The organism is Microbacterium sp. NFH-22A-Y (assembly GCF_021401375.1).
Lineage (GTDB): Bacteria > Actinomycetota > Actinomycetes > Actinomycetales > Microbacteriaceae > Microbacterium > Microbacterium hominis.
Genome location: NZ_JACBGF010000002.1, coordinates 889,047 through 903,657, shown reverse-complemented (window position 1 = coordinate 903,657; position 14,611 = coordinate 889,047). Strand labels below are relative to the sequence as shown.

Below are 14,611 nucleotides of genomic sequence, written 5' to 3'. Positions count from 1 at the left end.
CGATGCCCCGCCGAGGAAACGGATAGGGTAGGTCGATGTCCCTCTCGCCAGCCACCACCCGGCGCCGCATGCTGCATTTCGTCAGCCGAGTCGACGACAGCAACGCCGGTGACCGCGTGGCGAGCCCGCTCACCCACTACGCCGAGCGGTTCGCCGCCTTCCCCTTCCGACGGCATGACATCCGCTACATCGACTGGGACGCCATCCGCGACGACGACGTCGTGATCCTCGGCGGCGGCGGCATGTTCGACCACACCGAGTTCATGAACCGCGCGATCAATCGGCTCCTTCGCGTCGGTGCGCCCGTCATCGCGTGGGCGCCGGGGTTCAACACGCACTTCGGCCTGTCCCCCTCGTTCCGGACGCCGATCGACTTCGATCGATTCACGATCCTCACCGTCCGCGACTTCGAGAACGAGCACGCCATCCCCTACCTCCCGGATGTGACGTGCGTGATGCCGCAGCTGCGGACGACGCACGAGATCCGCAGGCGGTTCGGAGTCGCGCACCACAAGGACTTCCCGCTGGACTTCCCCGGCCATGACGCGATCTCCAATGAGACGAGCGTGGAGGAGATCCTCACCTTCATCGGTGAGAGCGAGATCGTCGTGTCCAACAGCTATCACATGATCTACTGGGCGACCTTGATGGGCAAGCGCTGCCTGAGCCCCGGAGGCTTCTCCACGAAGTTCGACGGGTTCGAGTACCCGCCGACGTTCATCGATCCGGGCGAGGATCTCGAGGATGCGGCGAGGAGAGCGCGCTCCTACGACGTCCTGGACGCCTGCATCGAGAAGACCGATCTCTTCCTGGAGGAGGTCCTCGCCGTCGTCCGCGCACACGTGCCCGAGGGCGTCACACCCTGGGACGCCTACGATCTGGCGACGCGGGCGGCCGAGGCCGAGCAGCGCGCACGCGATCTCCGGCTTCTGCCGGGGGACATGGTGGCCTCCAAGCTGTTGATCGACACCGGAGCCGGATTCACGGACGACCAGCGTATCGACGCCACGAACAACGTGTTCGGCGACGACCGGATGACGGTGACGTTCGATCTCTCCGCCTACACGAACATCGACAGCGTCCGCTTCCACCCCCTGGACGGATGGGTCAGCCGGATCTCGGTGCTCTCCGCGGTGTCGGACCTCGGCGACGCAGCGCTCGTTGCCGAGGGCGCGTCGTCCGCGGACGGCGTCGACACCTTCCTCACGACGAACCCGTGGTACCTGTCGTCGGCGCCGGTGGCGGGAACCCTGGAGATCTCGTTCCATCTGGAGCTGGTCCCGAAAGCGGAGACGGAGTGGAACATCCTGCAGCTGGACCGCCTGGCCCGCATCCGCACGGCAGAGCGCGACGCCGCCACCGCGGAGTTCACCGAGACGTATGAGCAGTTGATGGGCACGGCCCGCGAGCTCGACGATGCGCGATCGGAGCTGCGGGAGACCCGGTCACGACTCCAGCGCATCGAGCAGAGCCGCGCATGGCGGGCGACGAGGCCCGTCCGGGCCGTCGCGCGCCGTCTGCGCGCTCTTCGAGATCGCCGTCGGTGATCTCGCTCAGAGGGGCGTGACCTCCCCCAACCGGGGGTGCTGTCGGTCCTTGTCGGACAACTCGACGTTCGCGAGCGGAATCGGCCACGGGATGTCGGCGGTCTCATCGGCGAGGTTCACGAAGGAGTATTCGCCGAGCTTCTCGGGGCTCCAATGGTCGTTCACGAGGTAGGTGTAGACCGTGTTGGGCTCGAGCGTCTGGTAGGAGTTGCCCACCCCGCGCGGAACGAAGATCGCGGTCGACGGGTCGAGCTCCGCCGTGAAGACGGTGCCGAAGCTCTCACCGGCGCGAAGATCCACCCACGCGCCGAAGACGGATCCGAAGCCGATCGAGATGAACTTGTCCCACGGTTCGGCATGGATGCCGCGCGTCGTGCCGACGGCGTCGTTGAACGAGATGTTGTTCTGCACCGGACCGAAGTCCGGAATACCCAGCTCCATCATCTTCTCGCGCTGCCAGTTCTCCTTGAACCATCCGCGGTTGTCGCCGTGGACGGGCAGATCGACGAGGAGGAGCCCGGGTATCGGCGTGGTGCGGGCGGCGAGCGATTTGCCGTACTCGATGGTCACGAATTCTCCTTGGCGAAGGGGGAGGCGGACATGAGCGCAGATATGGCTTCTGCATCGGCCCACGTTCCGGGGGAATCATAGGGGCGGTCGGGAAAGGCTCCGTACTCGAGTGTGAGCCCCAGACCGTTGTCGGCGATGAACCTCTCCACTCGGCTCGCCAGCGACTCCGGGGCGCCGCTCGCGACGTTGAGAACCCCGGTGACACCGGGAGAGACGGCGGCGACGGCGATCTGCCGGCCGAGCTCCACCACATCGATGAAGTCGTACAGGGTCTTTCCGGTCGTGAACGGGAAGACCGTCTCCCCTCGATCTGCCGCCTCGAGCAGTTTGGCGAAGATCGAACGGTTTCGTCGATCATCACCCAGGATGTAATAGGCCCGCAGCCAGACGTACTCGGAACGCTCACCGATGGCGATGGTCGTCGAGCGTCGCAGGGCATCCTTCGCGACGCCGTACAGCGTGAGCGGATTGGTGGGGGTGTCGGCGGTCACCGGCCCCTCCCAGTAGCCGATCTCGTGCATGGTCCCGAGCGCGGCGATGCGCGGAACGCCGGCATCGGCGAGGCCCGTCAGAAACCCGTAGTGGCGTGACAGTTGCGCCATGTGGGACGGCGCGTTGTGCACGAAACCGTCCTGCCACGCGAGGTGGATGACCGCCGCGACGTCGCCGACCCCGACGGCCCGGAGCACATCCGCACCCTCTGTGAGGATGTCTGCCTCGAAGACACGTGCCCGGGGGTCGATGGCCGCGGCGGAGCCGGGTCGCACGACGGCGATCGGCTCGAAGCCGAGGTCGGCGACCGCCGTGACGACATGCCTTCCGACGTAACCAGCCGCTCCGGTGATGATGACCGATGATCCCGCCATAGTCCTAGATCGCTCCTCTCAGGGCCCCGATAATGACCAGCGCTCCCGTCACGAGGAGCAGAAGCACGAGCGGCGTCATCCTGAGCCACGAGGGGACGCGCGACGAGCTCGCCTTCGGCGGCACCGGCTTCCAGCCTCCCAGGACGGCGACGCCGCGCGGCATCCAGTGCTTCAAGTCCAACGCCGGCTTCTCGATGAGCATGTAGCTCGCGAGCGCATACAGGTGCACGATCACGATGACCACGGCGAGGTACGCCACCGTTCCCCACTTCTCGACGCCGAAGACCGCCGCAAGGAACATCACGGGCCATCCGGCGATGTAGATGCCGTACGAGAGGTCCGCCCTCCGGTCCCAGTTGGCAAGGACCTTCACCCGACTGCCGAACCAGATCAGACCGTAGGCGAAGGCGTACTGGCCGACGACGAACCATCCACCGCGCCACCAGCACAACGCGGCCAGAACGAGCATCCCGATCCCGAGCCGATCATCGAACGGGACCTTGTCGATGAAGAGCTGGACCAGTGTGCCGAAGGCGAACGGGGCGGCGAGCTGCAGAACCTGCGGGTTGCCGAGCAGCTGGAACGTCGACGCCAGGTCGCCGACATGCAGAGCCTGCAGCATGCTGAGCGCGAGAATCAGCACCGCGAAGGCCGCACCCACGATGCGCCCGGCCAGGGCGCCCACGACGCCGAGCGCCAGGACCCCCAGGTAGCAGCCGAACTCCCACATCAGGGTCCATGCGGAGCCGTTCCAGGTGTTGTACCCCTCCAGCACCGCGTGAACGCCGGAGCCCGTGCCGGCGATCGACCACTGTCCGAGGATCAAGGTGAAGTTGCGCGCCACGTAATCCCACGGGGAATCCGATGCGACGGAGAAGAAGCCGCGAACGGTCCCGCGCTCGTGCCACCACGCCAGGGGCGCGAACACGAATGCCGTGATGACGAGGACGAGGAACCAGGCCGGGAAGATGCGGACGACGCGATGCCACAGGAAGCGCACCGGGGAGGAGCTGTTCGTCATGCTGCGGGTGATGAGCATTCCCGACAGGAAGAAGAAGCCCGTGACGGCCACTCCGCCCAGCGACGTCTCCGCGCCCCACTGGGCGCCGATATCCACGCCGCCGAAGAGACCGGCGACGGGTCCCGCGTGCGAGAAGATGACCATGAAGGCCATCAGCCAGCGAAGAAAGCCGATGGAGTTGTTACGGGTGTCGAAGGCGACAGCGAGACTCGTCAATCCGCGCTCACAATCCGACGGGATAGCCGAACGTGTCGGCGCCCTCCCAGATCGCCGGGCGGAGGTTGGTCGCAACAGGGCGCTGCCCGCCGAAGTAGGCGACCACCGCGTCGACGACGTCGATCTGATCGGTGTCGATCTCCGTCGTGAAGCCGCACCACTGAGCCATGCACATCTCATCGGCCTCGGACCGCAGGGTCACGGTCACCACCCGCGGGTCGACATCGTCCCAGTCGGATGCCGCGTTGACGAGCGCATAGCCGTTGACAGCGGCAGCGTGCGCGATGATCGCCGCCACCGCCTCCGGGCGCGCGTCGTCCATGACCCCGGAGCGCATGAAGGCATCGACGCTCCAGCGGAACATCGGTGAGCGGTGCTCGACGATCGCTTGATTCGTCCAGTCGGCGATATCGGACTGCGACACCACCCCGGCCGCGAGAGTCGAGCCACGTCCGGCGTGGTAGACGTACGCCCCCTGGACGAGAAGGTGCCGATACCCGGCGCTCGTCGCCCGTGCGGACCAGTCCGACTCCTCGCCGTAGCCCCGCCCGAAGACGGGATCCATGAGTCCGACGACCTCCAGTCGCGGCACGGGCACCATCATGGCGAACGAGATGCCCGCGGGGATGTCGATCGCCTCCGTCCCGAAACGGTTGTGGAGGGCGGTTCCGATGAGATCGGCGACGTCCTGCTCCTCCGGATACAGCTCCACACCGCAGGGCAACGAGTACGGCTCGACGTTGGTCGACCATGCCGTCGCCGATGCGACGTCGTCGTGCCCGCGCAGCGCCTCCAGCAGCACGCTCACCGAGTTCTTGGAGTAGATGACGTCGGAGTTGGAGATCACGACGTAGTCGTACTGCAGCTTCTGCGCCGTCGCGAGGCCCAGGTTCACGTTCCGCGGGATGCCGAGGTTGCGCGTGGCGCGGTAGTACGTCGCGCCCTTGCGATCCGAGATCTCCGCCAGATGGTCGCTGAAGCCCGGCTCCGGGCTCGCGTCGTCGAGCACGAGCACATCGAGATCGAAGCCATCGTGCTCGATGGCCGCGATCGAGTCCATCGTCCGCTCGGCGAAATCGCGGCCGTTGTAGAAGGTGACCGCCAGGAGGACGCGCGGCCTCGTGGGCGCGCTCACCGGCCCATCATCCGCTTGGCGCGACGACCGATGACGTACAGGGTGTGGTTCTTGCGGAACACGTGCTCGATCTTGCGCCGCGGATCCAGCATGAGCTTGAGCTGGACGACTTCGGCCTCGAGCTCGGTGATCCGCTTCTCGCGCTCCAGCATGCCGCGAGTCAGCTCGATGACCCGTGCGTTCGCGACCTCGACGTCCTTGAGCGCACGCTCGAGCGAGACGGAATCGACGGCATCCGCGGACAGCACACGGTCATCGGTCATCTGGAATCCTCTCGTCAGTACCCTCGGCGAGGGGACGTGGGGCCGGGTTCTCACCGGGGAGCACGACCGGCCTCAGATGAGCCCGCCCCGGCAGGCGCTGCAGCGGACTCGGTGGCGATCAGGACGCCGCGGGTTCGATATCGCCCGCCGGCGATCTCCCCCGCCCCCAGCAGATTAGCATCCATCGCCGTGGACTCTTCGCGACGACCGACCGTCACGGCGCCACCGAGATCGTGCCGAACTGGAAGTCCTGAGCCGTGCCCCCCGAAACGTTCTTGGCCGCGCGCAACGGAAGTCCGTAACGCCCGTTCGCTCCCCCGGCGGCGATCCACCGGCTGTAGATCGGCGCCGACACGACGTTGGCACCCGTTGCCGGCGACCAGACGATGGATCCGTTGTCGAAGTCGACCCCGCACCATTTCCCGTTGCAGGTGGCGGCGGCGAGCACACGCCCGAGCGTGCCGGTGGGACCACCCGCCGCCATCCAGAGATCACGGTATTCGCCGAGGACGGCGATCACGCCGTTGGAGGGAGACCCCGAGAGCACACCGCCCTGGAACGACTGCGAACACGTCACCGCCGTGCACACCGCCGCCGCCGTCGGCGCACCCAACGCCCCGCCGCCCGCACCCTGCGCCTGCCACGGCTGCAGGAACCAGCCCGACACCGTCACCATCCCGTACGCCGGCGTCCACGCCAGGACACCGCGCTGGAAAGCCTGCGAACAGCTCTTGCCGTCACACGAGTCGTTGCCCAGCGGCAGACCCAGCGAGCCCGTGACGCCGCCCGTCGCGAGCCACACGTCACGGTACTGTCCCGTCACGGCGACGACGCCGTTCGACGGCGAACCGACCAGCAGACCGCCCTGGAACGACTGCGAACACGTCACCGCCGTGCACACCGCCGCCGCCGTCGGCGCACCCAACGCCCCGCCGCCCGCACCCTGCGCCTGCCACGGCTGCAGGAACCAGCCCGACACCGTCACCATCCCGTACGCCGGCGTCCACGCCAGGACACCGCGCTGGAAAGCCTGCGAACAGCTCTTGCCGTCACACGAGTCGTTGCCCAGCGGCAGACCCAGCGAGCCCGTGACGCCGCCCGTCGCGAGCCACACGTCACGGTACTGTCCCGTCACGGCGACGACGCCGTTCGACGGCGAACCGACCAGCAGACCGCCCTGGAACGACTGCGAACACGTCACCGCCGTGCACACCGCCGCCGCCGTCGGCGCACCCAGAACACCCTGGTCATAGCCGCGGGCCGCCCAGGCGGAGAGGAACAGCCCGGTGGTGATGATCGTGCCCCGCGCCGTGGAGACGTCGATGCGCGCCCGCTCGAACAGCTGCGAGCAGGAGGTGCCTGCGCCGCACGTTGCGGGAGCGACCGGTGCGCCCAGGGCGGCATATCCCCCCGCCGCGAGGTACGGTGTCGCGATCGCGGTCGGAATCGCCTGGGCGTTCGAACCGGACGCCACGATGAGGCCGCCGTCGAACCGCTGCGTGCACCCGCCGCCGGCGCACACCGCATCGCTCTGGGGATACCCCATCGCGCCCGCCGACATGCCGTTCGCGCTCCACGCCTGGAAGATCCCGCCCACCACCGCGGTCGCACCCCCGCCGGAGAAGAACGCCGCCCGGGCGAAGGTCTGGGCGCACTTGTCACCGGCCGAGCAGACCTCCGGGCCGCGCGCGCCGCCGAGGGCGACACCGCCCGCCGCCAGCCAGGTGTACTGGATGTGCTGTCCCACCAGCGACCCGCCGACCGAGTCCGCCGCGATCACCCCGCCGTCGAACGACTGCGCGCAGGTCGAGTCAACGGCACAGACCGGCACGCCCGTCGGCAATCCCGGCTTGCCATCGATGAACCCGAGGTTCCGCCACATCGACTCGACGACCGACGGGACACCGAACACGCCCCGCGAGGGGAACCAGAAGATCGTCCCGCCGGCGAACGACTGCTGGCAGTAGCGGTTGTCGATGCAGACGACGACGCTCCTCGGCGCGCCGAGGATTCCGGAAGCTCCGCCGAGGGACTTCCACACCGCGGCGTACTCCCCCGTGACCTGCTCTGCGGTCGGGTCGCCGAACCAGTCGGTGTACAGACGCCAGAAGTTGCGGTTGCCGTAGGACGAGCAGAAGTCACCGGTGCTGTAGAGGTTGTCGAGCGCGGCCTGATTGGGTGTGTACGGCGTGTAGACGTACAGCGCGCGCGTGGCATCGTTCTGGATGTAGACGCGCTTGGTTCCGCAGATGCCCTTCGTGTCCGGAGGGTTGGCCTGATACAGGATGTTGTTCCACCCCAGCTGGTAGCCGAACCAACTCGGGTTCTTGATGTAGATCTGCATCTGCCGAGCCGCGCCGTACAGCTGGTAGAAGAAGCCCGCATAGTCGGGGTCGCAGGCGGCCCCGTCGGGGCATCCCTGCCCGAGCGCCGCACTGTACTGCACCTCGTACGGCGACGGGTCCGTGACGAGGCTCTGCTCCTTCTGCAGCATCACGAGAATCACCTTGGGGTTGATTCCGCACGACTGGGCGACGGCCGAGATCAACTGGGCGGCGGTCATCGAGCCGCCCGGGAACGCACTGCAGTAGGCGTTCGCCGCGAGCGCCGGCGTCGACTGCGCGACATAGTCGCGCATGCACGGCATGCCGTACAACGGCCGACAGTTCGACACCTTCGAGTTCAGGAAGCTCTGGATGTCGGATGCCGAGAGCGACCCCGAATCGAAGAAGTTGCTGTCGGAGATCAGATAGCCGGCCTGGAAGCTGCTCGCGGTCGCGGCGTCCGCGGCCGGCGGTTGCAGCGGTGCGACGACTCCGACGAGTCCCGAGAACACCGCCGCAACGACGACCAGCATCGAGAGGAGACGACGGCGGAGGGTCCGCGGGGCTTCACTCACGGCTGATGGACCAGCACCGATGCGGACGAGCCGGCCGAGGTCGGCGAGGTGAAGCTCAGTACGAGCGTCCAGTCGCCGGGCTCGGCCGCGATCTTGATCAGCCCGCAGTTCACGGCTGCGGGCGTGGCGTGGGCCTCTGTCTGGGCGGTGAGGACGCGACCCGTCGCCGATGTGGCGGTCAGCGAGCACGTCCCCTCCTCGTCGGCGTCTCCCGTGACGAGGCCCGATGCGAAGACGTCCTCCCCGTCCGCTCCCGAGCTGACGATCGTGACCGTCGCCGTGGCGCCGGGCGTCGGCGACGCGATCGGAGAGGGCGTCGCCGGGGTCGCAGAGGACGTCGGCGTCGGCACGGCAACGGTCGCGCTGGTGGGAGGAACCGGAGCGGTCGTCGTCGAGCCCGGCGAGCCTGCGGAGCCGGTCGCGCATGCGACGAGGGACATCATCGCGCCGACCGACACCAGCGCGCCGAAACCGACGCGCCTCATCGCGTCGCGCCGCTCGCCGAGACCAGGCTGCACTCGTTGACCGTAGTTCACTCCCTCAGTATCAACCACAGTTGGCGAGAATGGTCGAGATCAGCCCGCGTGCCCTTCACGGACGCGACTCGCAAGCGATCCCGTTGTTGTCGCGGTCAAGCCTGGCGACATCGCCGTAGTACGGCTTGTACTTGTCGAACCATGCCTGCGCTTGCGCCTGCGTGTCAAAATCGTCGCAGTTGACCGTATCGCCGGGGTTGGCGGGCGTCCCGCCGCCGGACGAGCCGCCCGTCGACGGCGCGGAGCCCGGCAGGGGATAGCTGGCCCGCCACGCATCGGCCTCGGCTCCCGTGAGCACCCGTACGCCTCCACCGGGCTGCCACACCATGAGGCCGTGCTGGAACGGAACCTGGCACTGGCCGCTGAAGCACGACTCGGGCCCCTCGACGAGACCGAGGTGACCGTCGGGCCCACCTTCGCGATAGAGCCAATGGTCGACGTACGCCGTGGAGAGCGACACGATCCCCGTGGACGACGACGTCAGCGTGCCTCTACTGAACTGCTGATAACACGCCGCTCGTTGACACTCCATCGCACCGAGCGGAACACCGAGAGAGCCACCGCCCCCTCCTCGGGCGATCCAGTCGCCGTAGAACCAGCGCTTCGTGACGGGGAACGTCACGCCGTAGCCGCCCGGATTCCAGACGATGACACCACCCGTGAACGAAGCCTCGCAGTACCACCCGTAGCACTTCTCGGGCCCCGAGACCAGACCGATGTCGCCGTCCGGTCCGCCCCACGCAAGCCACGTGCGCACATAGGAGCTGGAGAGTTTCACGATCTGGGTGCCGTCCGAGGTGAGCACGCCACCCACGAACTCCTGCCAGCACGAGGACGACTGGCACGTGAGGCCGTTGAGCGGGATGCCGATCTCTCCGGTGACCGCACCGAGCCGCTTCCACGCCTCTTCGAACCACGGGTGCACGAGGATCACCTGAACCCCGACGCCGGGCGTCCACCGTGCGACACCGTGGGTGAACGGAGTGGCGCAGTACGTACCGAAGCAGGATTCCGGGCCCGCGACCAGCCCGAGCCCGCCGTCCGGGCCTCCGGCCGCGAGCCATGTCGAGACGTACTCGGTGGAGAGCTTGACGATCCGGGTCCCATCGGACGTGAGCACTCCGCCGGCGAACTCCTGCCAGCACGAGCTCGACTGACACTGCATCGGGTGCAGGGGTGCGCCGAGGACGCCGCCGGTTCCGCCCAATTCGGTGTACGTCGGTTCGAACCACGGGTGCACCGGGATGTCGGTCGAGGCAGCCGCTGCGCTCGACGCCGTCGAGGCGGCGATACGTGCGGGCGCGGCGTCCACGGGCGCGGCGTACGCACCGGTGCCCGCTCCTGCGGCGACGATCACCACGACCAGGGCTGCGCAGACCGCGCTGAACAGAGAAAGGCGCCCCCGCCGCCTTCGCGCCCCGACCATGGACACCAGTGGATTCGACTGCACAGTCATGTCCTTTCATCCCGCAGACGGCTCGTCTCCCGCGCCTCGACCACACGCTACCGTTCTTCTGGGATCCGCCGAGGGCGTCACCGCCGTCCACGCCCCCGATCACGTGCCGCCTTCGCCGCCCGGGTGCGATAGCGTCGCCGGGTGGACACGCTCACGCAGGAGACACGACGTCGAAACACCTCCGGTCGGCAGTGGTGTCTCTTCCTCGACCGCGACGGCGTGATCAACACCCGCATCATCGACGGCTATGTGCGCACGTGGGAGCAGTTCGCGTTCGAACCCGGGGCACTCGAGGCCCTGGCAGTCCTCGCGCAGTGGGCACCGCGCATCGTGGTCGTGACGAACCAGCAGGGCGTGGGCAAGGGGCTCATGACGGCTGCCGACCTCGACGACATCCATCGGCGGATGCGCCTCGAGATCGAAGGGGCGGGAGGGCGGGTCGACGACATCCGCGTGTGCCCCCATCTCGTGGGCGCGGACTGCGACTGCCGCAAGCCTGCTCCCGGGATGGCGCTGAGCTACCTCGCCCAGCATCCGGAGGTCGATGCGGCACTGTCGGTCATGGTGGGCGACACGGAGTCGGACATCGAGATGGGACGGCGCCTGGGAGCGCGCACCGGCGGCACGATGACCGTGCGCATCGATGCCGTGGACGATCCGCACGCCGACGTCACGTTCCCCACGTTGGCGGCATTCGCCGCCGCCGCGGGCCCGGATCACTCCGCGGAGTAGCCGAACCCGTCCTCGATGGCCTGCATCAGCGAGTGGATGACGACGAGCTCCGACTCCTGGATGCGGTCGGCCCAGCGACTGGCGCCGAGGGCGATCGTCACATCGGCCAACGCCCCGATCGGGCTCTCGGCCGTGCCCGACGAGGCCACGACCTTGCCTCCCGCCGCCTTCATCGCCTCCGCCGCGCGGAGCACGTTCGGTGACTTGCCGCTCGTGCTGAGCGCGAGCAGGACGTCGCCGGGGCGAGCGAACGCCTCGACGAACTTGGAGAACACGAACTCGTAGCCGTAGTCGTTGGCGACGCAGGTGAGGTGGGACGGGTCGGAGATCGCCATCGCGCGCAGCGGCGGCCGATTCCCACGGAACCTGCCGGTGAGTTCCTCGGCGAAGTGCTGAGCGTTGGTCATCGAACCGCCGTTGCCGCAGGCGAACAGCGTCCCTCCCCCGCGCAGTGAGGTCACCATGGTCTCCGCCGCGGCCGCGAACGACGCTCCGAAGCGCTCGTCCTCCGCGAGGGCCGACATCCGGCGTGCGTTCTCGAGCAGGTTCTCCTGAACGATGTTCATCTTGTGATTCCTCTCCCGCGCGGCTCAGCCGCGACGCACCTGTTCGCCCTGCGACAGCTTCGTCGTCGAGACACCGTCGAGGAGGGTCACGATATGGACTCTGCCGCCCCAGGCCTTGGCATCGTCTCCCCCGACGACCTGATCGGGTCGGTAGTCCGATCCTTTCACGATGACGTCCGGCTGGATGGCCCGGATCAGCTCGCGGGGAGTGTCCTGCTCGAACACGGTGACGAAATCCACGTAGCGTACGGCGTCCAGCACCGCCATGCGATCCGCCTGCGGTTGCAGCGGTCGCGACGGTCCTTTGAGTCGCGCCGTCGAGGCATCCGAGTTCACTCCCACGACGAGCACGTCGCCGAGCGAACGGGCCTCCTTGAGGAGAGCGACATGGCCGGCGTGCAGGAGGTCGAAGACTCCGTTCGCGAAGACCACCGTCCGGCCCGCGTCCTTCTCCACCCGCACCAGTCGCGCCAGCTCATCCCAGTCCTCGATCGTGCCCGGCCGGTGGGCGGGAGAGGAATCGATCAGCAGTTCGTTGAGGAGGTCGGCCGAGGTCACCACCGCGGTGCCCGGACGGGCGCAGGCGATGCCGGCGGCCAGGTTTCCGACCTGCACGGCCTTCAGGGTGGACAGGCCGCTGCCGAGGCCCACTGCGAGACCCGCGATCATGGAGTCACCGGCACCGGAGACGTCGGCGACGAGACGGGCGCGCGTGGGAAGCCGCGTGCGCGCGCCGCCCTCGACGACCTCGACGCCCAGCGCGGACAGGGAGATCGCGACGGCCGACACATCCGGGACGGCCATCGCCTCGGCGATCTGCGCGAGCACCTCCTCGGTCGGCGCGGTCGCCGACACCCCCGCCATGAGGGCCGCCTCGGCGAAGTTGGGCTTCACGACCGTCGCGCCGCTGTACTTGCGGATGTCCGCCGACTTCGGGTCGACGACGACGGGCAGGGAGCGCTCTCGGGCGAAGGCGATCACGCGCTGCACGACCGCCTCGTCGAGCATGCCCTTCGCGTAGTCGGAGAGGACGATGACGCACCGATGGTCGTGCCCCTCGACGGCATCGCGCACAGCGCTGAGCACGGCATCCGCACCGGCCGCATCCAGCGACGACGTGTCCTCGCGATCGATGCGCACGATCTGCTGCTGCCCGGCCACGACCCGCAGCTTCTCGATCGTGGGGGCATCGCCTCGGGCGACGCGGCGCGCCTGGACGCCGGCGGCCGCGAGCAGTTTCTCGAGCTCCCGGCCCGCCTCGTCTTCGGCCCACGCCGCGATGAGAGTCGCCGCGGCGCCGAGCCCCGCGATGTTCATCGCCGCGTTCGCGGCGCCTCCGGCCACCGAGCGGTCCTGGGCGACGCGGAGCACGGGGATCGGCGCTTCCGGAGAGATGCGATGCACCGCGCCCTCGACGTACCGATCGAGCATCGCGTCGCCGACGACGACCACATGCACCGCCTGGAACCCGAGGACGTCGTGAGGAGTGATGAGGGGAAGAGAAGTCATGGCGGGTTCCAGATCAGTGACGGAGACAGGACGCGGGTCAGCCCGCGGACGCCGGTGTCTCGGAAGGACGAGAGGACTCACCGATGAGCGCGAGGGCGGCGCCGGCGACATCGGCGGAGTCGACGGCGAGGATGCAGTGCGGCTCGCGGGACGAGCACTCCTCGCCGCATCCGGGTGCGGGCCGTTCCGGCTGGAGAACCGCTCGCTGACGCGACCACGGGCCGAATCGCTCCGGCGCATTGTCGCTCCAGGGCGAGCCCGTCGCGGGATGGCAGGTGACGACGACGGTGGGAACGTCGAGAGAGCTCGAGATGTGCTGCAGACCGGAGTCGTTGCCGATGAAGAGGTCGCACTGCGAGATCGCCGCGGCGCTCTCGCTCAAGGAGAGTTCGCCCGCGAGATCCACGGCCGCGATCCCGCGGTCGCGGAGAAGCCCCACGAGTTCGGCCGCACGCTCGCGGTCGGTCGGGCCTCCGAGGATGCGGACGCGGACCGGCCCGCTCTTCGCGATCTCGACGACGGCCTCGGTCAGACGTTCGACGGGCCACTGACGCTTCGCGTCCCGTGCGCCGATGCCGAGGCCGATGACCCGTCCGCTCTCACCGGGCAAGGAGGCGCGGGCTTCTGCGCGCGCCGCGTCGGCGGCGTCGAACAGGGCTCGTCCCACCGGCCGGGCGCCCGGATGGGTCCATGCCAGCCCGAGCCAGTCCGCCAGGCGGCGCAGCTGAGCGACGGTCAGCAGGGGGTCGTTTCCGCGCGGGAGCTCATCGGTGAAGAGCGCGCTCTGGTCGCCGAGCCAGTCGGGCTCGCGCTGGGGGACGGGGGTGAAGCCGACGACCGAGCGCGCACGGGCGGCGACCGCGAGGTACCGGATCGGGGTGTCGTCGAAGTCCCAGCGCGGCAGGACCGCCAGATCGTAGCCGCGGAGCCCGAACCGGCGCAGAGCCTGCCGAACCGTGAGGATCTGCCGCTTCAACGCCGAGCCCTCCGTGATCGGCGACCAGAAGATCAGACGGTCGACGCTGGGGGCGGCATGGAAAGCGGACCCCGGGCCCGGCTTGACCACGAGGTGCAGTTTCGCGGAGGGCCACTGGCGACGCATGGCGTCCAGCAGCGTCAACGTGCTGACGGTGTCGCCGATCTCGTCGCTGCGGAGGATGACGACCCGGCGCGGCTCCTGCGTCGGGTCCCAGGAGCGCCGCCGGCGCGAACCGAACAACCGGACAAACCGCCGTGGCGACAGAGGATCGCGATGCCGGATGGCATTGATCTCCCACTGGACGCGGTGAAGCAAG

Annotated in this window: 12 protein-coding genes and 1 pseudogene; 2 read left to right on the top strand and 11 right to left on the bottom strand. The window is 68.4% G+C overall.

All coding sequences use genetic code 11. From position 1 onward, the window contains the following. The first annotated feature begins 35 nt into the window (after positions 1 to 35). Positions 36 to 1,547, top strand: a complete 1,512-nt coding sequence (locus tag L0965_RS10020) for a polysaccharide pyruvyl transferase family protein (protein ID WP_157831635.1) — start codon at positions 36 to 38, stop codon at positions 1,545 to 1,547. Positions 1,548 to 1,556: 9 nt separating this feature from the next. On the opposite strand, the pseudogene L0965_RS10015 reads toward L0965_RS10020, so the two are convergent. The 8 genes and pseudogenes from L0965_RS10015 to L0965_RS09980 form a co-directional block, all read right to left on the bottom strand. Further along, positions 1,557 to 2,117: pseudogene (locus L0965_RS10015) on the bottom strand (dTDP-4-dehydrorhamnose 3,5-epimerase family protein); the annotation flags it as partial. Beyond that, positions 2,114 to 2,983 carry an NAD(P)-dependent oxidoreductase gene (locus tag L0965_RS10010; protein WP_234057982.1) on the bottom strand — a complete coding sequence of 290 codons (870 nt, stop codon included), beginning with the start codon at positions 2,981 to 2,983 and terminating at the stop codon, positions 2,114 to 2,116. The pseudogene L0965_RS10015 and the gene L0965_RS10010, both read right to left, overlap by 4 nt. A gap of 4 nt (positions 2,984 to 2,987) precedes the next feature. Beyond that, the gene (locus L0965_RS10005) at positions 2,988 to 4,220 is read right to left on the bottom strand and encodes an acyltransferase (protein WP_232783922.1); all 1,233 of its coding nucleotides are present in this window, start codon (positions 4,218 to 4,220) and stop codon (positions 2,988 to 2,990) included. A 7-nt stretch (positions 4,221 to 4,227) separates the two neighbouring features. After that, on the bottom strand, positions 4,228 to 5,355 hold the full coding sequence (locus L0965_RS10000; RefSeq protein WP_060960952.1) for a glycosyltransferase family 2 protein: 1,128 nt from the start codon (positions 5,353 to 5,355) through the stop codon (positions 4,228 to 4,230). Then, positions 5,352 to 5,618: a hypothetical protein gene (locus L0965_RS09995; protein ID WP_060960953.1), complete on the bottom strand. Its 267-nt coding sequence runs from the start codon at positions 5,616 to 5,618 to the stop codon at positions 5,352 to 5,354. The genes L0965_RS10000 and L0965_RS09995 overlap by 4 nt, the downstream gene beginning before the upstream one ends. Before the next feature lie 214 nt (positions 5,619 to 5,832). Next, complete coding sequence (locus L0965_RS09990; RefSeq protein WP_101306724.1) at positions 5,833 to 8,475, bottom strand: LGFP repeat-containing protein; 2,643 nt, start codon at positions 8,473 to 8,475, stop codon at positions 5,833 to 5,835. Positions 8,476 to 8,513: 38 nt separating this feature from the next. Continuing rightward, complete coding sequence (locus tag L0965_RS09985) at positions 8,514 to 9,035, bottom strand: hypothetical protein (RefSeq protein ID WP_060960955.1); 522 nt, start codon at positions 9,033 to 9,035, stop codon at positions 8,514 to 8,516. A 73-nt stretch (positions 9,036 to 9,108) separates the two neighbouring features. Further along, the gene (locus L0965_RS09980) at positions 9,109 to 10,413 is read right to left on the bottom strand and encodes an excalibur calcium-binding domain-containing protein (protein ID WP_232783923.1); all 1,305 of its coding nucleotides are present in this window, start codon (positions 10,411 to 10,413) and stop codon (positions 9,109 to 9,111) included. Positions 10,414 to 10,650: 237 nt separating this feature from the next. Here L0965_RS09980 and L0965_RS09975 point away from each other — a divergent pair, with 237 nt between their 5' ends. Continuing rightward, entirely contained in the window at positions 10,651 to 11,241 is a 591-nt protein-coding gene (locus L0965_RS09975; RefSeq protein WP_101306725.1) for an HAD-IIIA family hydrolase, read from the top strand. On the opposite strand, the gene L0965_RS09970 is transcribed toward L0965_RS09975, so the two are convergent. From L0965_RS09970 to L0965_RS09960, 3 genes are read right to left on the bottom strand one after another with little or no spacing between them, the layout of a single operon-like run. After that, positions 11,226 to 11,807, bottom strand: a complete 582-nt coding sequence (locus L0965_RS09970) for an SIS domain-containing protein (RefSeq protein ID WP_060960958.1) — start codon at positions 11,805 to 11,807, stop codon at positions 11,226 to 11,228. The genes L0965_RS09975 and L0965_RS09970 overlap by 16 nt on opposite strands. A 24-nt stretch (positions 11,808 to 11,831) precedes the next feature. Continuing rightward, positions 11,832 to 13,316: a PfkB family carbohydrate kinase gene (locus L0965_RS09965; protein WP_198553634.1), complete on the bottom strand. Its 1,485-nt coding sequence runs from the start codon at positions 13,314 to 13,316 to the stop codon at positions 11,832 to 11,834. Between the two features lie 37 nt (positions 13,317 to 13,353). Further along, positions 13,354 to 14,535 (bottom strand): glycosyltransferase family 9 protein, encoded by a 1,182-nt coding sequence (locus L0965_RS09960; RefSeq protein ID WP_060960960.1) that lies wholly within the window; start codon positions 14,533 to 14,535, stop codon positions 13,354 to 13,356. Positions 14,536 to 14,611: the final 76 nt, after the last annotated feature.